19 protein-coding genes and 1 riboswitch are annotated in these 21,146 nt (G+C 47.5%); of the genes, 9 read left to right on the forward strand and 10 right to left on the reverse strand.

Features of this window, described 5'->3' with window-relative positions; translation table 11 throughout:
* Positions 1-67: 67 nt before the first annotated feature.
* The 8 genes from BM415_RS14710 to BM415_RS14745 all read right to left on the reverse strand — a co-directional run bounded on the left by BM415_RS14710 (position 68) and on the right by BM415_RS14745 (position 8,210).
* A complete protein-coding gene (locus tag BM415_RS14710; protein ID WP_091159384.1) occupies positions 68-1,351 on the reverse strand; it encodes an ABC transporter substrate-binding protein in 1,284 nt (427 codons plus the stop codon).
* Between the two features lie 155 nt (positions 1,352-1,506).
* Positions 1,507-2,298, reverse strand: a complete 792-nt coding sequence (locus tag BM415_RS14715; RefSeq protein ID WP_091159385.1) for a response regulator transcription factor — start codon at positions 2,296-2,298, stop codon at positions 1,507-1,509.
* The gene (locus BM415_RS14720; protein WP_091159387.1) at positions 2,273-4,051 is read right to left on the reverse strand and encodes a cache domain-containing sensor histidine kinase; all 1,779 of its coding nucleotides are present in this window, start codon (positions 4,049-4,051) and stop codon (positions 2,273-2,275) included. The genes BM415_RS14715 and BM415_RS14720 overlap by 26 nt, the downstream gene beginning before the upstream one ends.
* Positions 4,052-4,391: 340 nt before the next feature.
* The gene (locus BM415_RS14725; protein WP_091159388.1) at positions 4,392-5,198 is read right to left on the reverse strand and encodes a TatD family hydrolase; all 807 of its coding nucleotides are present in this window, start codon (positions 5,196-5,198) and stop codon (positions 4,392-4,394) included.
* Between the two features lie 25 nt (positions 5,199-5,223).
* Positions 5,224-6,042 carry an ABC transporter ATP-binding protein gene (locus BM415_RS14730; RefSeq protein WP_091159390.1) on the reverse strand — a complete coding sequence of 273 codons (819 nt, stop codon included), beginning with the start codon at positions 6,040-6,042 and terminating at the stop codon, positions 5,224-5,226.
* Positions 6,043-6,092: 50 nt separating this feature from the next.
* Positions 6,093-6,866, reverse strand: coding sequence for an ABC transporter permease (locus BM415_RS14735; RefSeq protein ID WP_091159392.1), 774 nt, complete (start codon positions 6,864-6,866; stop codon positions 6,093-6,095).
* The gene (locus BM415_RS14740) at positions 6,863-7,156 is read right to left on the reverse strand and encodes an MTH1187 family thiamine-binding protein (RefSeq protein ID WP_091159394.1); all 294 of its coding nucleotides are present in this window, start codon (positions 7,154-7,156) and stop codon (positions 6,863-6,865) included. The genes BM415_RS14735 and BM415_RS14740 overlap by 4 nt, the downstream gene beginning before the upstream one ends.
* Positions 7,157-7,184: 28 nt before the next feature.
* Positions 7,185-8,210 (reverse strand): ABC transporter substrate-binding protein, encoded by a 1,026-nt coding sequence (locus BM415_RS14745; RefSeq protein WP_091159396.1) that lies wholly within the window; start codon positions 8,208-8,210, stop codon positions 7,185-7,187.
* Between the two features lie 209 nt (positions 8,211-8,419).
* Positions 8,420-8,539, reverse strand: a riboswitch (TPP riboswitch).
* 136 nt (positions 8,540-8,675) lie between these two features.
* On the opposite strand from BM415_RS14745, the gene BM415_RS25125 reads away from it, so the two are divergent.
* The 4 genes from BM415_RS25125 to BM415_RS14760 all read left to right on the forward strand — a co-directional run bounded on the left by BM415_RS25125 (position 8,676) and on the right by BM415_RS14760 (position 13,447).
* Positions 8,676-8,840: a hypothetical protein gene (locus tag BM415_RS25125; protein WP_170862499.1), complete on the forward strand. Its 165-nt coding sequence runs from the start codon at positions 8,676-8,678 to the stop codon at positions 8,838-8,840.
* Between the two features lie 76 nt (positions 8,841-8,916).
* A complete protein-coding gene (gene serS, locus BM415_RS14750; RefSeq protein ID WP_091159397.1) occupies positions 8,917-10,212 on the forward strand; it encodes a serine--tRNA ligase in 1,296 nt (431 codons plus the stop codon).
* A gap of 157 nt (positions 10,213-10,369) precedes the next feature.
* Complete coding sequence (locus BM415_RS14755) at positions 10,370-10,786, forward strand: pyridoxamine 5'-phosphate oxidase family protein (protein WP_091159399.1); 417 nt, start codon at positions 10,370-10,372, stop codon at positions 10,784-10,786.
* 441 nt (positions 10,787-11,227) lie between these two features.
* A complete protein-coding gene (locus tag BM415_RS14760) occupies positions 11,228-13,447 on the forward strand; it encodes a bifunctional 2',3'-cyclic-nucleotide 2'-phosphodiesterase/3'-nucleotidase (RefSeq protein WP_091159776.1) in 2,220 nt (739 codons plus the stop codon).
* 170 nt (positions 13,448-13,617) lie between these two features.
* Here BM415_RS14760 and BM415_RS14765 read toward each other — a convergent pair whose 3' ends face one another.
* Positions 13,618-14,703, reverse strand: a complete 1,086-nt coding sequence (locus BM415_RS14765; protein ID WP_091159401.1) for a hypothetical protein — start codon at positions 14,701-14,703, stop codon at positions 13,618-13,620.
* 411 nt (positions 14,704-15,114) lie between these two features.
* On the opposite strand from BM415_RS14765, the gene BM415_RS14770 reads away from it, so the two are divergent.
* Complete coding sequence (locus BM415_RS14770) at positions 15,115-15,453, forward strand: RNA polymerase sigma factor (RefSeq protein WP_091159402.1); 339 nt, start codon at positions 15,115-15,117, stop codon at positions 15,451-15,453.
* Complete coding sequence (locus tag BM415_RS24740; RefSeq protein WP_139236996.1) at positions 15,405-15,668, forward strand: hypothetical protein; 264 nt, start codon at positions 15,405-15,407, stop codon at positions 15,666-15,668. The genes BM415_RS14770 and BM415_RS24740 overlap by 49 nt, the downstream gene beginning before the upstream one ends.
* Before the next feature lie 223 nt (positions 15,669-15,891).
* Here the strand turns inward: BM415_RS24740 and BM415_RS14775 are convergent, their stop codons facing one another.
* A complete protein-coding gene (locus BM415_RS14775) occupies positions 15,892-16,929 on the reverse strand; it encodes a LacI family DNA-binding transcriptional regulator (RefSeq protein ID WP_091159404.1) in 1,038 nt (345 codons plus the stop codon).
* A gap of 591 nt (positions 16,930-17,520) precedes the next feature.
* Between BM415_RS14775 and BM415_RS14780 the strand changes: the two genes are divergently transcribed.
* The 3 genes from BM415_RS14780 to BM415_RS14790 all read left to right on the forward strand — a co-directional run bounded on the left by BM415_RS14780 (position 17,521) and on the right by BM415_RS14790 (position 21,142).
* The gene (locus tag BM415_RS14780) at positions 17,521-18,813 is read left to right on the forward strand and encodes a sugar ABC transporter substrate-binding protein (RefSeq protein ID WP_244533398.1); all 1,293 of its coding nucleotides are present in this window, start codon (positions 17,521-17,523) and stop codon (positions 18,811-18,813) included.
* Between the two features lie 149 nt (positions 18,814-18,962).
* Positions 18,963-20,303 (forward strand): carbohydrate ABC transporter permease, encoded by a 1,341-nt coding sequence (locus BM415_RS14785; protein ID WP_091159779.1) that lies wholly within the window; start codon positions 18,963-18,965, stop codon positions 20,301-20,303.
* Entirely contained in the window at positions 20,300-21,142 is an 843-nt protein-coding gene (locus BM415_RS14790; protein ID WP_091159406.1) for a sugar ABC transporter permease, read from the forward strand. The genes BM415_RS14785 and BM415_RS14790 overlap by 4 nt, the downstream gene beginning before the upstream one ends.
* Positions 21,143-21,146: the final 4 nt, after the last annotated feature.

Here is a 21,146-nt window from a genome sequence, read left to right on the forward strand (position 1 = left end):
AACGAGCTGACCCGGTACAGGACCGGGTCAGTTCACCTGTTATGTGATTATTCTGAGCTGTGTTTGGTTAGTTTCCGGAAATGGCTTTGTCATGCTCTTCCGCGAAGGCTTCAGGAGTCACCGCTTTGCCGAACAATGCCTGGATTTGATTTAGATGAGTCTCCGCAGCTGATGCCTGCATCTGCACATCGGCATACAAGGTGATGCTGGTTGCTTTGTTCATTTCATTGAACAGGTCGATGTACAGCTGAGGAAGCTCAAGTGATGCTGTATCTACCTTGGTTGCAGGAATAACGCCTGCACCGGTTACCGATTGCTCTCCCCACTGGGATACAAAGTATTCAACGAACTTCTTCGCTTCATCCTTAACCTCGGAGTTCTCCGATACGAAGAGTCCAACCCCAGGACCTCCAACCCAGCTGTCGACATTTCCCTTACCGCCTTCGGCTTCAGGGAATTTGAAGAATCCAACGCTGTCGCGGAATTCCTGTGGTATTTCTTCATTGGTCGTAAAGTTAGGAAGCTCCCATGTGCTCATGATGTACATGGCTGCATTGCCGTTCAGGAACTCCGATTTGGCTTCTTCATTGGACAAGCCGTTAAAGCCTTTGATAAATGCATTGCTGTCTACAAGGGATTGTACTTCTGCCGCCGCTTTCGTCAGGCCTTCATCCGTGAAGGAGCCTTCTCCATTAATGGCGCTAGCGAGTGCCTCTTGTCCGCCAAAGCGTTCAGCGAGGAACATATAAATCAGTGACCCCGTCCAGCGGTCCTTATTGCCCAGTGCGATCGGAGCTACACCGTTTTCTGTAAGGGTCGAGATTATAGCTTTTAGTTCTTCATAGGTCTGCGGAGTCTCGAGTCCATACTGTTCAAAGATCGCTTTATTATAGAAGACAGGTGTAATATTAAATTCCAGTGGAAGTCCGTACGTCTTGCCGTCAATGTTGAAGGCTTCGGTTGTTCCTTCGACGAACTTGCCGCTCAGCTCGCCGCCCAGCAGGTCATCAATAGGGGTGAACAATCCGCCTTCGACATAAGGAGTCATGAAGCCTGCTGCCCAAGTAATGCCGACATCGGGTAATTCATTGGAAGCAGAGAGGACCTTAAGCTTATTCTTGTATTGTTCGTTATCCAGAACCTCTGTCTTGATGGTGACATCAGGGTTCTCTGTTTGGTAATCTTCTATGATTTGATTAACGATCTTGTTCTGTCCGGCTGACACGCCTTCAGGCCACAGATGCATGAAATTGATCGTTGTTTTATCGCCGCCATCTGCTCCTTCGTCACTGCCTGATCCGCTGTTCCCACAGCCTGCAAGCGCAATGGCACAGCAGAGAGTCATGGTCATTAACGTCCACTTCTTTTTTGTTTTAAACACGTTTACATCCCCTTTGCTTTATGATCTAAGTCGGTTTTTGAAACCGCTTTATTTGTCTCTATATTGAATTGTAGCAAAGCTTTTGTAAGCGCATAACGTAACAGGTTTTAGGTTAAATACCACTTTTATTGGATCTTTTCCTCTGAACCCTCCAGCATGTGCTGTCTATATCTCCCGGGGCTCACATTCTCGGCGGTTCGAAACACTTTTACAAAATATTTGGGGGTCTGGTATCCGACCATCTCCGATATTTCATTGATAGAGAGCCTGGTATTCAGCAGCAGCTCCTTGGCCCGTTGAAGCCTCTTGCGTGTCAGATAATCACTAAATGTAAGACCGGTCTGCTCCTTGAATAAGGCGCTTAGGTAGCTTGTGTTCATGTGTAGCACCTCAGATAGATCACGCAGGGAGACAGGCTCATGCAAATGCAGCTCCAGATAATCAATCGCTTCCTGGACAGGGAGGCTATACTTGCGTTCTTCCTGCGAGGTAGCCATCAGTTTCGGATCGACGAGCTTCTTCATCTTCTCAATCTGGTTCTGATCCTCATAACGCTGAAGAGCAAGCCCCACAGCAGAGACCAGCTTCTTCTTGTCGATGGGCTTGAGCAAATATTCAACCACACCATATTTCAGCGCTCGCTGTGCATAGTCAAATTCAGCATGGCCTGAGATGACAATGACAATCGGAGAGAAGGGGGCGTTATGAATCTGCTCAATCAGATCAAGTCCGCTGATCTCGGGCATGCGAATATCAGTAATGACAAGATGCGCATTATTTATCTTAAGCCACTCAAGGGCTTCCACCGCACTGGCTGAGGTCTCAATCACATGCTGTCCGGATGACCAGGATTCCAGTGTTTTGCGAATCCCTTCTCTCGTTCTGGGCTCGTCATCCACGATAAGTATCTTTTTCATGATAAAAAGTACCTCCTGGTTCATTGGGTATCGTCATCGTAACAAGGGTACCTTTGCCTAAATCGCTGGCAATGTGAAGTCCGCTTCCTTCCCGGTTGTAGCTGAGCTTTAGTCTCCTGTAGATATTGGCAATACCGATGCCCGTTCCCTTAGAGGAAGGGGAATGGCCTTCCTCCATAGCCGTGTAGAGGGAGCGAATCTTCGCCTCACTCATGCCGGGTCCGCTGTCCTTGATGATGACATCGATATAACCCGAATGGCTGGAGGAAGTAACGAGCACTTCAATGCTTCCAGCACCGACTTGCTGTTCTAGCCCATGAAGAACGGCATTCTCCACGAGCGGCTGGATCAGCAGCTTGGGGATCGGCACCGACCTCATAGACGCATCACAAGTGATCTTCCAGGAGAGTCTGTCTCCCATGCGGATGTCCATAATCGTTAGATAGCGTTCTACATGGCTGAGCTCATCATCAATAGTTACCCACTCGTCATCATCGCCTCGGCTAATGACATATCGGAACAGACCGGACATCGCAATGACGACCTCACCAAGCTCTTCTTCTCCTTTTTCATCGAGAGCCCAGTACAGTGCCTCCAGCGTGTTAAACAAGAAGTGTGGATTAATTTGAGATTGCAGCGCTTTGAGCTCCGTGCGGCTCTGTAGAATCTCCTTCTGATATACGACCTCAACCAGCTCATTCATTCGATCCACCATTTGATTGTATGTGTTGTTGAGCTCTTGTATTTCAAGCGTAGCGGAAGTGACCTTGCTTGGTTTGAGCGTGCCGAATTTAGAGGTCCTCATCACCTTGATCATATTCAGAATAGGCTGCGTAATCATCGTCGACAGGAAGAAGGAGAGGATGACAAATAGCAGGGCCCCGCCGATAACGGAAATAATCATAACGGTGAGTAATAGGCTGATCCCCTCTGCCTGGTAATCGGCTGGAGACAATATGACCAAATTCCAGCCTGTCTTCTCGGATTGCCGTTCAACTGTGATGTACGGCTCGCCATCCAGCTCTACAGAGGACTGAAGCTCCCGTAGATGGATATCAGGACTTACACCAGGCATCGCTGCAAGGGAGATCGGCTTCCCCTCATCATCAAACAAATTCAAGAATTCGAGCGATGAACGGTTCCCGGAGTCGTTGTCTGTAAGCTGGAAAAAGTTCTTATCAATGCGAACAACGACATATCCTGCCGCCTGGTAGGACTGATTGATAATTCGAATATTACGAATCGCAACGACGCTTGCCGGATCCCTGGGATCTATGCCAAACCACACCAGCTGTCCTTCAGCCTCATCCGTCCTCGTAATCCAGCCTGCAGGCACACGATCATCAAGCTCCGCATCATCCAGAGGAAGCATTCTGCGATAATCGGCTGTGTATATTTCGATAGAACGAATCGATGTGGCATAAGCTTCAAGCTTGCGTACTTCCTCCTGCAGCTGTTGCCGCTGTGAGAAGCTGATGTGCTGTCCTGCTGCCTCTAGTGCCAGATCATGCTGAACTGTCGCATCGGTTGCGACCTGGGATGTCCAGTTCTCAATCTGATTCAGAAGGACATCCAGCTTGCCGGATGCCTGGACGGCGGTCTGCTGAATATGGCTCTCTGCGTTACTGCGCAGCAGTACAGATATTTGGTTATATACAATGAGTGCGATGGAGCCGAGAACGAGCAGCATAACGAGCAAAGAGCCAATAAATATTTGGTTGCGAAGTGTATTAAAGTAACGGGAACCAAACATATTATCCACGTTTCCTTTCATCCGTTGAAAGTGCTTACATTATTGAAGACAACAAATGGAATAGGGTCAGAATACGGTGACTGGAGCGCATTCTATACAGGGTTCCTTCCTTCGGCTGCCTCTGTGCCATTATCCTAGATGCTCTCAAATTTTAATTCTTTCCTGCGTATACGACAATAGTTCAAATAATGGCTGCATGAAAAGGGGAATTACGAGAACGAAATGGATAAAGAAACATATGAGATCATTGCGGCATTAAAGCTGAAAAAGCCCCTGAATCATCAGGGGCATCACTTGCGAAGCTGATATGTAAGATGCAAGGCTTATCTATACCTTGAAGTCAAATATCATAGAAGCATTTGGTATTGTTATAAAATAGCTCAAATGCTGCTTCCGGCTTGATTCCTGTAACATCACACCAGGCTCGGATCACGTCCTTCACCATTCGGGGATGCGTCTTATGCGCGGCAAAAGGGCCCTCAAAAGGCCACGGGCCATCGGTCTCCGCCATAATCTGATCGTGAGGATAGATACTGGCAAGATCCTGTATTTCTTTTTCATATACGATGTCGGGCGTAAAAGAAATATAGTATCCGTTCTTCGCCATGCGCAAGACCGTATGTTCTGCACCCTTGAACCAGTGGAAATGCGCTTTCTCATAGCGATGCTGCTCCAAGAGCTCGACCGCAATGTCTGCATCCTCATAAACTGCATGCAGAATGATGGGCTTATCGTGTTTCTTGGCAAATGCGATGAATTTGTCCAGCATATCGATGTAGGGCTTCATCTCCAGAGCTTTGCCTTCGACAGCTGTTTCCAATCTTGTGTAATAGGGCAGGCCAACTTCGCCTACGGCAATCATGCTGTCCAGATGCTCCTCCATCCACTCAAACAGCTCTGTCAGCTCGGACTCAGAGGGGATAGCTTGCTCCGGATGATATCCATAAGCAGGATATATCAGCGAAGGAGAGGCAGCCGCCAATTTCTCCGTTCTCTGGCAGGAGGCAAGATGGGTAGATACAGCGATTACAGCCTCCACTTGATGCTGTGCAAACGACAGACGCAAGGGCTGCTTCTCGTCTTCATACTGGTCCAGGTGAATATGCGAGTCAATGACAGGCGCTAAATCCTCTTCAGACTGCTGCATTACGCTTATCACCTCCTAGCTTGGTTTACTTCATGTTCGGGTAAGGGCTGGAACTAACCGGCTGCTTGCGTCTTTCCTCCCGCATCCATTCGGATATTTCACGCTTCAAGCGAAGAAAATGAGGGTCCTCGGTCAACACTTCCTGTCTTGGACGGGCAAATGGGACCTTCACCTCATGGAGTACGGTCGCCGGTCGATTTGAAAATACATAGATCCGATCCGACAGCAGGAGTGCCTCTTCAATGTTATGCGTAATGAATAGCACCGATCGCTTCGATTGCTCCCAAATACCGAGCAGCCACTCCTGCATCTCGCTTCTCGTCAGTGCATCCAGCGCACTGAACGGCTCGTCGAGCAGCATAAGCTCCTGTGGACTCAAGAGTGCGCGCAAAAAGGCAGCCCGCTGCTGCATTCCGCCTGACAGCTTGTGTGGATACATATCTTCAAAGCCGCTCAGACCAGCCTTAGCCATCCATTGCTGAGTGGTTAGCTCGTAATCCGCTCCTTGCCTGCTGCGGAATCGAGCAGGCGCAACCTCGCTGCCGAGCTTGATGTTATCGGCTATTGTCCGCCATGGGAGCAGGGCTGGCTGCTGTGGCATATAGCTGATATTGCCACGGGTTCCTGTTACCACTTCTCCGTCCAGGCGGATTGTTCCTGCATGAGGCTGAAGAAGTCCGCCAATGATTTGAAATAAAGAGCTCTTTCCGCTGCCTGAGGGTCCGATGATGGAGACGAATTCACCTTGGCCGACCGTGAGTGATATGTGATCAAGGACATGAAGCTGCTGCTTTTTCTGACGAAATGATAAACGGATGTCAGACACTTCTAGTAAAGGATCCATAAGATTATCCTCCTCTCGTTACTGGATTCGATTCGATGGCTGCTGCCGTCTCATGAACTGGAATTTCTATGATCATCTGTCTTATAGCGGACGAGCGCTCTCTCCAGCATAGCGATGACGGCGAAGAGGAGCAGGCTCAAGAGGACGATGATGGCCATGGCGACGAATACCCGGTCTGTCCGATAGGCCGATTTTTGCAGCATCATATAATAGCCGATGCCTTTATCTGTGCCGATCCATTCGGCGATGACTGCGCCCATGACGCTGTAGGTTGCTGCGATTTTTAGACCAGAGAAAATGGACGGGAGCGCGTGAGGCACCTCCAGCTTGCGGAAGATTTGCCCTTTGCTGGCTCCGGCCATTCTCATGTAGCTCAGCATTGCGCGATCCGTTTGCATCAGTCCGTCCATGGCAGATACCGCGATCGGAAAGAAGCAGACGAGCGTAATAACGATGATCTTGGGCAGCAGGCCGAATCCGAACCAGATCATCAGAAGCGGCGCGAGCGCAATCGTCGGAATATTCTGGCTCAGGATGAGCAATGGATATAGGGCTGTTTTCATAAATGGAACCAGATGCAGCAGCATGGCCGTTAGAAGTCCGATCGCAGCGCCAATGCCGAAGCCGAGCAGGGTGAGCTGTACGGTCGCCCAAGTATGCTCCGTAAGACTTGCCGCCTGTGCAGCTGCTTCGCGGGTAATATCAACAGGACTTGGCAGAATCCACTTCTCAATGTGAAAAAGCGGCACGGCTATTTGCCATACCGCCAAAAAGAGGATGACCGCCGCGACAGGCGGCAGCACACTTCTTACAACACGTTTCATGATGGATACTTCTCCGTTAATCCTTCCATGCTGATTCCGCTTGGATAATGGGCAATCTTGATTTGTGAAATAATGCTCGGGCTGCCAGCCTCAATGAGTACCTCATGAACTCTTTGCACAATTTCGAGCAGTTCGGGAAGCTCGCCCTCCAGGGTCGTTTCGAGTGGATGAACCTGATATTTCACGCCGGATTGCTGTATCACTTCAATGGCACGGTCCACATAAGGGATCGAATCTTCTCCATTCGGTGTTTTTGGAATAACTTGAATGCTTAGTAATGTTTGAGCCATTTGGTTCACCAACGCTTTCCTTTAATAATTATTGATGTGGCAGAAATTCATTCGTAAAAGCCTTCTCGACATCCAGTGGCTGGTCTAGCAGCTCGTGCTCTACCATCCAGTCGGAGTAGTTTTGCCATACCTCTGCTTTTTGTTCGCCCCAGTGCGCAGCATCATCCTGATATTTCGGGCTGAGCCACTTCTGACTCTCAAGCACAAGCTCTTTATCGAGGTCAGGTACGGCCTCGCTCAATATCCCTGCGGCTTCTTCCGGATGATCAATCGTATATTCATAGCCTTTGGTCGTGGCGCGCATGAAGGCTTTGACAAGCTCAGGATCCTCATCAATGGTTGCCTCATTCGTGATAAGTACAGGAGTGTAGTAATCAAGCTTCTCGGAATAGTCCTTAACGTAGAACATATCGATCGGCTCACCGCGGAGCTCGGCTTCAATACCCGTCCAAGCGTAGAATATCCATGCAAAATCAATGTCTCGCTTCGTTGCGGTAAAGAAGTCGGCATCGCCGATGTTCACATTATTCACTTTGCTTACATCCGCGCCTTCCATACCCATAATTGTATCCAGAACTGCCGAGTCGATGGGGTTGCCCCATCCTCCATAGGTTTTGCCTTCAAAGTCCTTCGGAGACTCGATGTTCCGGTCAGCAGGCGCTGCAAAGCCGGAGGTATTATGCTGAATGACGGCAGCAATGGATACGATCGGGACACCTTGTGTCCGAGCTTGGGTAACCCCTTCTTGATAGCTTACGCCAAAAGGAACCTCACCAGAAGCGACCATTGTATCTGCACCGGCTTGGCCGGGCTGAATAATCTCTACATTCAGGCCCTCCTCCTCGTAGAAGCCTTGGCTGACTGCTGCGTATAAGCCCGTATGATTCGTATTTGGCGTCCAGTCCAGTACGACCTTGATGTCGCGGAGGCTTTCACTCGCTGCCGGTTCCTCCGAGCCTGCGCCAGAATCTTCATTCGCTGTGCCGCTGCTGCCGCAAGCGGTGACGATCGTCATGAGTGTAATGAGAAGCAGGATTCCTAACTTTTTGTACATGTTTCTCTCTCCTTTTAAATTACCCCTATTATTGACGAAATTTCCATTTCAACTTCTATAAGTTCAAGAGAGGCTTCCTTGAAAGCCATCCTGAAACGGGAGATCGTTAGAGTGGGAGTGCATTCTTGCGATCATAATAAAAAAAGCGTCCCAGATAAGGGACGCATGCAGACGTAAGGGCTAAGGGCTGTCTAAATATAGAACAGCACACTCGAAGTTCTCTCCATTCCTACGCTGGCATTACCCAGATCAGGTTTAAAGGGTACGTATCTAACACGCTTTCACGGATACTATCTCAGCCGGCTAACCCAGCACCCCTTGAGGTTGAATATGAAGTTTAGGACATTTCAGAAGCTAATTATAGCCCTCCTTGGCAGGAAAGTACAGCATATTCAGGAATAAAATCATTGTAATGTGGAAATGTCTAAACTATAATACCTTTAATTGAAAACGTGAAAAATGCCAATGAAGAGCATCCAACTCGGAGGTATTCTCGTCAAGGGAAAGTTTATACTGACCCCTAAGTTAATCGGAACCGCCCGTTATCGCGGAACCAAAGAGATTGAAGTGAGACTTAATGCTGACCGCATGAAGGCTGCTTCAATAAATTGGGTGGCACCGCGAGCATAGAGCGCTCCTCGTCCCAACGGATGAGGGCGCTCTATGCTTTTTTTAGTATAACGAATTTAACTTAGGGGTGACGTGAATGCTGGATATGAAATGGATTAGGGAGCATGCAGAGCAGGTTCAGGAAGCAGCTAATTGGAAGAGAATAGACATATCCATAAATGAGCTGCTAATGTGTGATGATGCGCGTAGGGAGCTGATTACCGAAGTGGAGAAGCTCCGGCAACAGCGAAATGTCGAGTCGGAGAGAATAGGACAGCTGATAAGAGAGGCCAAACAGGAGGAGGCAGCGGCTGCCCGTGAAGCTGTGCGGCAGGTAAACGGACAACTAGAGGAAGCAGAAGCAAGGCTCGCCGAGGTGACGGAACGTTATAACAAGCTGCGGCTGCTTGTCCCGAATGTTGTATCCCCTGACACACCCCGAGGGCAGAGCGATAAGGATAATGTCATTGTAAGGAAGGTTGGAGAGGTCAGTTCGCCTCCATTCCCAGTCAAGGACCATATGGAACTCGGAGAGCTTCATGATCTCATTGACGCTCCACGCGGAGTCAAAGTTGGCGGCTCGCGCAGCTACTATCTGAAGGGCGACGGAGTTCTGCTGCACCGCGCCGTTCAGCAGCTTGCACTGGATATCGTGATGAAGCACGGCTTCGTACCGATGGAGGTGCCGATTATGGTCAGGGAAGAGGCGCTGGAGAACACCGGATTTTTTCCGAGCGGTCGTGACCAGACTTATGAGCTTGCAGGAGATGATAAGTTTCTGATCGGTACTTCAGAGGTTCCGCTCATCTCGTATTATGCTGGGGAAGTGATTGATGTGGCAGCACCGGTTCGTCTGGCGGCCGTATCGACAAGCTTCCGGAGTGAAGTCGGCTCTGCGGGACGTGACGTGCGCGGGCTCTACCGGGTGCATCAGTTTGCCAAAGTAGAGATGGTCGTCCTGACAGAGGCTGATCCGGAGGTGTCGGAAGAGATGCTCCAGGAAATTACGGGCTACGCTGAAGAGCTGCTACAGGCGCTAGAGCTTCCATACCAGGTGGTTGCAGTATGCACAGGTGATATGTCTCAAAAAACATATAAACAGTATGATATTGAGACTTGGATGCCTAGCCGGGGCAGCTATGGGGAGACACATTCGTCGTCGAACCTGCATGATTTTCAGGCGCGCCGCTCCAATATCCGCTATAGGGGTACCGATGGTCAATTGAGGTATTGTCATACATTGAACAACACGGCCGTGGCCTCACCAAGAATCCTGATTCCTCTCCTTGAGAATCATCAGCAGGAGGATGGAATTGTTTATATACCGAAGGCGCTCCGCCCTTATATGGGAAATAGAGAGAGGCTGGTTCCTGTCCGGCAGAATGAGAATTAAAGAACCTGTTCGTTCTATCAGGCCAGCACTCAGATTCCTAGTGAATGACAAGCCGGGCAGGTATGGGGCGGTTTATGTTAAATATCCACGGGTTCAACTTTCAGGAGCAGGGTACACTAATAATAGAGTGTATTTTTGAAAGGAGACCTGAAGTGCTATGAATAAAACAGATCTTGAACAACATATTATAGAAGCGATTGAGGACAATCCGTATTGCTCGCTGGCAACGGTGGAAGGCGGTAAGCCTAAGGTAAGATATATGGCTGTCTATAATGACGGTCTCAACATCTATATGGCGACCAACCGCTGCACCCACAAAGTGGAGGAGCTTGAGGATAATCCGAATGTCAGCCTGCTGCTCGGATACGAATCAGGCGGAACGAAGGACCTTCTGGAGATTGAAGGGACAGCAGAAGTGAGCCGTAATGGTGAACTCCGCAAGCAGCTGTGGAATGACCGTCTGGAGAAATGGTTTACAGGGCCCGATGATCCCAATTATGTCATCCTAGATATCACGCCTAAACGAATTGAGTTTACAGGCAAGGGTCAGGAACTGCAGGTATGGGAAGCGTAATTTGTAGATCATAAGGATGATCAGATCAAGCAGTAGACGTCTAAGCTTAATGATGGAAGAGCAAGAGAGGCTTACCGAAGCTTCTCTTGCTCTTTTTTGTGTTTGATTGACGATGAAGGCCAGATGATTGCACAGACACATAATTCGAATAATCGACATCTAGATGTCAAATAACTTAACTTAATGGTTGTAAGGTAAAGTCATTTTTGTGTTTTTTCATAAAAATATGTTATAACGTTGTGCATTAATCAAAAACTTCTCTCTTTAACACTTCTAAATATTGATATAAAATAGCATTTAGAAATATATTTCTCCAAGGGAGGTCTTGGTGTCAGGCTAGATGACAGCGTAGATTCTACATACAAGGAACTGTGGCAAGGGAATGAAGGACCTAATACAGGAGGGGTACATTTGAAGAAGAGGAATACAATTTTGGCAGGAATGACAACGGCAGCACTGTTGTTTCAGCTCTTTGCCATTCCAGGACAGCCCGTGTCCGCAGAGGAAGCAGCCAAGGTTAAACTACGCATTCTCGAAACGACAGATATTCATGCCAATTTGGTAGACTACGACTACTATACGGATAAAGCGATTGAGACCTATGGTCTGGCACGAACAGCAACGCTGATCAAACAAGCACGCAGTGAGGCGAAGAACAGCATGCTGTTCGACAATGGCGATCTCATTCAGGGCAATCCGCTTGGGGATTATGTAGCCAAGGTTAAGCCGCTTAAGGGTGACGAAGTGCATCCGGTATATAAAGCAATGAATCTGCTTGATTATGATGCGGCAACGCCCGGGAATCATGAGTTCAACTATGGACTGGAGTTCTTTGACCAGGTATTAAAAGGGGCAGAATTCCCTTATGTGAATGCAAACATCTACAAGGATGACGGCGATGATGATGAGAGCAATGATGTGAACCATTATAAACCATATGAGATTATCGAGAAGAAGGTAACGGACGAGTCGGGTAAGGAGCATACGCTTAAGGTCGGCGTTATCGGTCTCGTTACTCCTCAAATTATGCAATGGGACAGCGCATACTTGACAGGTAAAGTAATTACGAAGGATATCGTCAAAACAGCTGAGAAGTTCGTGCCCGAAATCGAAGCTGCAGGGGCGGATTTGATCGTAGCTCTGGCGCACTCGGGTTATGATGAGAATCCACCAGCAGAAATGGCGGAGAACGCGGTTCTGCCACTTAGCGAGGTTGAAGGTATTGACGCAATCCTGTTCGGACATGCCCATAAGATTTTCCCTGGATCTGCTTTTGAAGGAATGAAGGGTGTTGACCTCGCGAAAGGAACCATTAATGGTGTTGCGGCTGTTGAGCCGGGAGCATGGGGAGATAATCTCGGGGTCATTGATCTGGAGCTTGCGCAGGTGGATGGAGAATGGGAGGTTGTCGACTCCACAGCAGTATCCCGCCCGATCTACGATTCAGCAAATGCCAAATCGATTGCAGCATTGGATGAAGAAATAGCGGCAGCGGTACAAGCGGAACATGAAGCAACCGTGGAATACGTGCGTGGTCCTGTAGGAGAGACTACAGCGCCAATTACGAGTTATTTTGCGCTTGTACAGGATGATCCATCCATTCAGATCGTGACCAATGCACAGAAATGGTATGTAGAGAACAAGTTGAAGGGCACAGAGTATGAAGGAATTCCAGTTCTGTCCGCGGGTGCTCCATTCAAGGCGGGCGGACGCATGGGTCCGGACTATTATACAGATATCCCGGCAGGTACAATCGCCATTAAAAACGTAGCAGATCTATATGTATATCCTAATACAGTTCATGCGGTTGAACTGACAGGAGCAGAAGTGAAGGAATGGCTGGAATGGTCCGCAGGACAATTCAATACCATTGATCCATCCAAGAGTGGAGAGCAGGAGCTCGTGAATGTTGACTTCCCGACGTACAATTATGATGTTATTGATGGTGTAACCTATGAGATTGATGTGACGGAGCCAGCGAAATATGACGGTAAAGGGAACGTCGTAAGTGCATCTTCCAACCGCATCAAGAACCTGAAGTATGATGGTAAGGCGATTGAGCCTGAGCAAAAATTTATTGTAGCTACCAATAACTATCGTGCAGGCTCCAATAAATTGGCGAATCCGGACGGTAAGCGCATCATTATGGCTGCTCCAGATGAGAGCCGTCAGGCCATTATTGATTATATCGCGCAAAATAAGACAATCAACCCAGCTGCGGATGGAAACTGGTCATTTGCCAAGATTTCCGGTACTCCGGAGATTATCTTCAATACCTCCCCTGCAGCCAGCAGTATTGTTACTGCCGATGCGGAGCTTAGCGGCGCGATGACCTATCTGGGTGAGAATGAGGATGGTTTTGGCAAGTATTCCTTAGACTTGTCCGGCGGCGCGGATACGGCAGCTCCAGAAGTCGAAGAACCGGAAGCAGAAGAGACGCCGACGGAACCAAAGCCGACAACTCCAGCAACGAAGCCGGACCCTAAGCCTGTCAAACCGGAGGCTGGCAAGGATCAGGTGTATGTCATCAAGAGAGGGGACAACCTGTACCGAATTGGCCTGAAGTACGGGGTTGATTGGAATGCGATTGCCAAGGCAAACAAAATAAGCAATGTACACAAGCTGCAAATAGGACAAAAAATCATCATCCCTGCATCCTAAGATGTAAGAACGAACAAAAGATCCGTACCCGCAAGGAGCCAAGAGGTGGCCAGCGGGTACGGATCTTTTGCCGTTTGCGGGGAAGATTTTTTAACGAGGAGAAGCAGGAGTTGAACGCTGCTCTGTTGATCGCTGTTCAGATGTGTCGATAGAGATGATCAGACAATGAACTAGACGATGGTGGTTACGTAGATGCCGAGCGGTGTGCTTGCACTGCCTGCAGTCATGTATTTGAAGCTATAGGAGCTCTCACCCGGTGGAACCGTAATATCCGCGATCGGGCTGAGCTGGGTGTTGTTGCGCAGAAGCGGAATTCCGTAGGTCTTGCCATCAATCAGGGCAGCTCCGGCAAAGGCTCCGCCTCTAGGATTGACGCGTATGCGCACGGCTGCTTCACTGTCGGTCTCATTCAGAATCGGAATCGTCACCTGATAGACTGCACCGAATTGTCCGCGGTTTGTCAGTGAGTTCGGCAGCGTACTGTTCTCGGCGGTAAATAGCAGGTCAACTGGCGGCTCCCCAGTGAGCTTGGTTCCTGCACATGTGCGGAAGTTTGCACTTTGTCCAACTCGGTATACAGGGGTAATGGCATCTGTTTCGGAGAAGGTCCAGCTGCCGCGAGGATGTGCTTGAGGTGCTGGGCGAGGCGGTACAGGCTCTGTCGTAATTTCACGCAGATCCTTGTCCAGCAGCTTCGATGCGACAGTACGAATTTCATAATCCTGACTTCCCTTTCCATCTGCATGCTCCACCGTAAACTCATAGATAAATCCTGCGAGTACATCCTCGTCTACAATAAATTCCTCGATAAGCGCCACACCAGTCCCGAATTTGTAATGATCAACAGGCTTGATCCGGTCAAGTGTTCCGCCAAGACAGGATTTGGCGATGCATTGACCGACATCAATAATCCAACTGACCGTAGACGGGCCGAGGATCAGATCTCTTTCGATATGACGTACTTCAATACGGTCCTTGTCTTTATTCTCAATCGTAACACCTAGCTTAACCGGAGCACCCGTGCGATTGTAATGCCAGCCAAAAATGCGATGCTTCACGGAACGCTTCGATGTTTTGACGACGTCATGCCAGAGTGTTCCGTACTCGACCGGGAAGCTCTCAGCAGTCAGAGTCTCCGGGTTGTCGCTCACCATCAAGCGGCGTTCGTCTCCTCTTGAAGCAGAGGCCATATCGATATTGATGTTCCCCGGTACAGTTAAAGTTTCTACAGGCAGATTTGTTTGTTTGCAGCTCATTCAAGTTCATCCTCCTTGAATCGTTATTTTTTGTTGTTCATTTGAATCAATTTCATATTACCTTTAGCTGCTTAAATCAAAGGTATATATAGATCAGATCAAAAAGATTTAATTTGTCTATATATAGTTTCGAAATCACCTTTTTAATGAGTTATGAAATTGATTCACTTATAAAGGAGTTTTAACCGTTCTTTTTACAACCTATTATCCAAAAAAAATTTTAAAACATTTTTTCTACACCGAGGATTATGCGAAAAATCAAGAAAGAACAACCAAGCAGCTGTATGTTCTGGCGGTAGGAGATTAGAACTCTTTTTTTGGGACTTGGAAGAAAGAGGGGGATAGATTATAATGTGCATAAAAATAGGAACACACGTTCTTATTTTAATAAATATGAAAGGTGGAATGGGTATGGATCAGACAGTTCAGTATTATCAACAGGAGCTTAAACGTATCGCATGGCGTCTCGGGTATCGGGCCCGTTCGGAACGCCGCAGGGAGATTCCGATCATGCATGAGCATGTGCATTTGTCTGCAAGCTCTCTAGAGCAGGAGGTCGATTCTAAACTGTACGTTGAATATTTGCTGGGGCTGATTCCCTCAGAGACAGGAAAGCGAGTGGTTCGGCTCTTCTATATAGAAGGGCATAGTGAAGCAGAAATATCTAAACGAATGAATATAAGCCAGCAGGCGGTGAACAAATGGAAAAGAAAATCGATCCAGAGCATATCCCAGAGAATGAGTTCCTAAGGCTGGTAGCAGGCGTTAAGCAAGGAGATGAGGGCAGTATGACCCGCATCATCGAGATGTTCGAAGAAGATATGCGGATTCTGAGCCGGTATATTCCGATGCCGAAGGAAGATGCGCTGCAGAGCATGAAGCTGGAATTAATTGAACTCATCAGGAACAGCAAACTGTATAAAGAAGAGAATAACGAGAAGGAAGGGCCAGAAGAGAAAGAGTAGAAGAGGAAGTGTAGTCATTATGTTGGTTACAATGAAGCACGAACTACCCGCTGCCCGGGAGGACTGCGGGTACACTATTTTTTGCGCTACTACAGTAAAATAGTGCAAATGAGCATGCTAGCTCATAAGTTGATTTCAATATAGATCACAAGTTGTCAACACTAATGCAAACGTTTGAACTGATGTCGATTCCACGTGTAGAGGTTCATGTGTTTCGTAAAGCTTATGTGGTTCTCATCACGGTATGCATTGAAGATTGCCTAACCATTAAACGATGCGGAATGATGTGGCGCTTGCAGAATAGCGACTTATCATCTCCCTGAATGGCTTGGATGAGTGCCTGTGACGCTACATATCCAAGATGATATATTCCGATGTCTACACTGCTTAGTGGAGGACTGTACAGTTCTGAGACTGCATTATTGTTAAAACTGACAATACATAGGTCCTCGGGGACCTTATAGCCTAATTCATTTAACCCGCGAAGAACACCGAAGCTCACCACGTCATCAATGACGACAAGTGCTGTTGGGCGTTCGGGAAGCGTCATGTAAAATGACATGGCACGATACCCGCTCTCCTGCAGAAAATCATCTTCGACAATCCACTCAGATTTGGTAGAGAGACCGGCTTCATGCATGGCTTTTTTGTAACCCTTCATACGGTCTTTGGAGACAATCAGGTTCTTGGGACCGCTGACAAAGCCTATGCGTTCATGGCCGAAAGATATCAGATGCCGAGTTGCATCATAGGCGGCCTGTACATTGTCAGTATCCACAGATAATACATCCTGATACAGTTCATTCCGTCCCACAAGTACAAATGGGAAGTCTAGATTATGCAAATATTCTACAACGGGATCATTTTGCCTGGAGTGCAGCAGAACGGCGCCGTCAATTCGTCCACCATGGACCAGTCTTCCGACAGCTTCCACTTCCTCCTGCTCATTAGCTCCCGAGCTGATTACAATATCGTAGCCTGATTTGTTGGCCTGGGACACAATTCCACGAATAAGCTCCATAAAGAAGGTGTTAAGGAACAGCTCTTCAGCCGGTTTGGGCAAAATGACACCAATACTTTTGGTTGTCTTGGATACTAGGCTTTTCGCCATCATGTTCGGATGATAGCCCAGCTCCGTCATAATCGTACGAACCTTACTGGCTGTCTTCTGGCTGATTCTTGGATGCCCGGACAAAACACGGGATACCGTGGATGGTGAGACCCCTGCCATTTTTGCCACGTCTTTTATCGTTACCGCCATTTGTTTCACCTCCTCCGTGGAACCGTTTGCGTTTTACCGATTATGTTAATCCATGAATTGCATATTTGTAAATGAGATTTTTTGTCCGCTGATGAGAACTCCATCAAAAATGAGTTCATTTGGTTAAATGCCCTGAAAAAGGCTATAAATCACATTATATTCTTACCCTCGATCATAACTACATAAAAATTTTGGTATATAATACCTAGGATTTACAAGTGGCCAACTCAAAAACATGAGTAAATAGTAGCATAGAAACGGAAAAAGGAGATATTAAGTGTTAATTTTATATAAATGGTCAATTATGGCTGAAAATGCTCTATGCAAACGTTTTAACAAATTTGAATTCTCGGTTATGATTAGCTTGCTGATAAAGCGCTTACTTAGCCTGATTTTTATCAATATCCTCTGTATTTTGATTCAAGTGCCTATCTAAAGAGGAAATACATCTAACTATTTGGACAAACGTTTGCACAATAGTTTCAAAAATATCATAAGCGCAAACATTTGTATGAAATCCAAATATTTCTGAACAGGAGCTTGATCGGGTTAAGCGCATGCAGAACAAAAAGGGGAAGGGATGATTTACACATGAAAAAAGGTAAAAAATTTAGTTTTATGACACTCTCGCTTGCCATGACGGTCTTTTTGGCTGCATGTGGTACGGGTAACAATGCACCGGCTGAAACTGAACCTGCACCTGGGGCAGAGACACCTCCTGCTGAAGTAGAGGAGCTGCTTCCTGAAGAAGGCGCTGAGCTTACCGTATGGGATGGCGGCGATCAGAAAGCATTTATTGAAGAAGTGGGCAAAGCATTTGAAGAGAAACATGGAGTCAAAGTAACCTTCACTGAGCTTGGAGCTGACAAGGCAATGAGCCAGATGGTAACGGATGGACCTGCCGGTGTAGGCGCTGACGTATTCGCAGGCGTGCATGACCAGATCGGTCAAGGGGTTACTGCAGGAGTTATTATGCCGAATGACTGGTTTGAAGAAGAAACCAAAGCGAGAAACAGCGAAGTTGCTGTTAATGCTCTGACATATGACGGAATTCTGTACGGTTATCCAAAATCGGTTGAAACAACGGCCGTATTCTATAACAAAGATCTGATTGAAGCTGTTCCTGCTGACTGGGACGGTGTGAAGGAATTCGCAAGCACCTTTAATGATACGAAGAGCAATAAATTTGCGATTATGTGGGATGTAGGTAATGGTTATAACGCATTCCCGTTCTTTGGCGGTTATGGCGCTTATGTATTTGGAAGTGACGGCACAGATCCTACAGATATCGGCTTGAACAATGAACAAGGTATCGAGGCAGCAACTTTTATGCAGAGCCTGAAAGAAATTCTGCCGCTCAATTCTTCCAACATTAACGGGGATATCCGCAAATCCTTGTTCACTGAAGGCAAGCTGGCCATGAACGTATCTGGTCCTTGGGATGTGGGTTCTCTGAAGGAAGGCGTAGCTAATCTCGGAGTTGGCGTGTATCCAAGCCTGCCTAATGGTGAGCCGATGAAGCCGTTCTCTGGCGTGAAGAGCTATTTTGTAAATGCAAATACGAAGTATCCGAATGCTGCTAAACTGTTCGCTGACTTTATTACGAATGCAGAGAACCAAACGAAGAACTTTGAAATGACAGGTGCACTTCCTGCAAATACAGAAGCTGCCGCAAGTGAAGCGGTGAAGAGCGATGAGATCGCTTCTGCCTTCCTTGCACAATTCGAGAATTCAATTCCGATGCCTTCCATCCCGGCTATGGCACAGTTCTGGTCCCCAATGGAAGCTGCTCTGTCCGAGCTGTGGAACAACGATAAAGATCCTAAAGCAGCTATGGACAGCATGGTAGAGCAAATGAAGAGCAACATTCAAACAGGTTCTTAATAGGTAGATTACGTAGATCAATATGTAGAAAAAGACAAGAGGCCATCGCGAGAGACTTTAGTAAAATAAGTTTCACGCGGTGGCTCCATACCATCTATCGGAAGGAAGGGCTGGGACCATACATGAGTAGAGGACAATCACCGGTAATGATGTCAACCGGGAAGCCGCAATCGGCTTCGGGCAGCCATGCCCGCACAGGCGCTATTTTATCAGCTGTATTCATGGGGCTTGGGCAGTGGTATCACAGACAATGGGTAAAAGGCGCAATCTTTTTTCTAGTCGAAGTCATTAGTATATATTTGATTATTTCACAGCTGGGAGCCAATCTATGGGGGCTCGTAACACTGGGAGATTCACCTTCAAGAATGGAGAAGGTAGGACGTCTATATCAAAATGTGCCGGGTGATCATTCCATATTCATGATGATCTATGGGCTCGTGGCACTGATATACTTCGTGCTTCTTATTGCTTTTTACATTGGAAACATCAAGGATGCTCATCGTATCGGACAGCTCCGCGATCAAGGGAATCAGGCACCATCCTTCCGCCAAACGGTAAAGCAGCTGCTGGACAAAGGGTTCCCGTACCTGCTGCTGTCGCTCCCGACCATCGGTGTGCTCTTTTTTACTATATTACCGATCTTGTTCATGGTTCTGATGGCCTTCACGAATTATTCCGCTCCCGACCATATTCCGCCGAAGAACCTGGTGGATTGGGTCGGCTTCGATACCTTTAAGAATCTCTTTACGCTGACAGCTTGGAGCAATACCTTCTTTGGCGTATTGATCTGGACCATTATCTGGGCAATTGTTGCTACGGTAACGACTTATTTCGGAGGTATCCTGGTTGCGCTGCTTATTCAGCAGCATGGAATACGCTTCAAGACCATGTGGCGCACCATTTTTATTATTCCTTATGCGATACCGCAGTTCATCTCGCTGTTGATTATGAAGAACCTGTTCAATTCTCAATTTGGACCGATCAATCAGTATTTAGGCATGCTGGGACTCGGCGGGCTGCCGTGGCTCAATGACCCATTCATGGCCAAAGTCACCGTCATACTCGTCAATATGTGGATTGGTATTCCGGTATCGATGATTCTTGTGCTTGGTGTGCTTACAGCTATTCCGAAGGATTTGTATGAAGCGGCAGAGGTGGATGGTGCTTCCGCATTCCAGAAATTCCGCAACATTACCATGCCGTTTGTACTATTCCAGACTGCGCCAATTCTGATCATGCAGTTTGCGGGCAACATCAATAACTTTAACGTAATCTTCCTGTTGACCGGAGGTGCTCCGGCGAACGGTGACTATGCATTTGCGGGTAGTACAGACCTTCTCGTAACGTGGCTTTACAAGCTGACGCTGGATAATCAAAGGTACAACTTTGCATCTGCGATCGGTATTCTAATATTCATAATCATCGCCTCGTTCTCGATCTATAACTATCGCAGAAGCCGTTCGTTTAAAGAGGAGGATATGATTCAATGAAGAGAAAAAAACGGATTAAGCTCACCTTTAGTTATATTTTGCTGATTCTGATCGCCATCGTATGTATATATCCCGCCCTATGGATTATTATGTCTTCCTTTAAAGTCGGGGATTCCTTATACAGTGAAACGATCATACCTGAACAGTTTACATTACAGCACTATATAGATCTGTTTATGCCGCAGGCAGACAAGGATATTCCTTTTCTCCAGTGGTACTGGAACACACTGAAGATTGCTGTCACGAGCATGGTGCTCGGAACGATTATCCAAGTGCTTACTGCATATGCGATGTCTCGCTTCCGGTTCAAAGGACGTCAGACGGCAATGTCAGTCATCTTGATTCTTGGGATGTTCCCAGGCTTCATGAGTATGATTGCTGTATACGTGATGCTGCTGCAAATGAATTTGCTCGATTCAGCATGGGCTCTTATCCTCGTATATACCTCGGGTGCAGCACTCGGTATGTTTGTAGCGAAGGGCTTCTTCGATACCATTCCGCGTGCACTTGAAGAATCGGCATTGCTCGATGGAGCGAGTCACATGAGAATTTTTGTTTCTATTATATTGCCGTTATCCAAACCGATTATTACGTATATTTCCCTGATGACATTCAGCGGAGCATGGGTTGATTTTATTTTTGCCAGACTGATCCTGCGCTCACGTGAAAACTGGACATTGGCTGTCGGCTTGTATGAGCTGGTAAACAGCTACACGAGTACCGAGTTTACACTGTTCGCGGCAGGTTCTGTTCTCGTAGCTCTGCCGATTACGCTCCTATACATGTTCCTGCAGCGCTTCCTGGTGGATGGCTTGACTGCAGGAGCAACGAAAGGGTGAGGCC

The sequence above is a fragment of the Paenibacillus sp. 453mf genome (genome assembly GCF_900116105.1).
Taxonomy (GTDB): domain Bacteria; phylum Bacillota; class Bacilli; order Paenibacillales; family Paenibacillaceae; genus Paenibacillus; species Paenibacillus provencensis.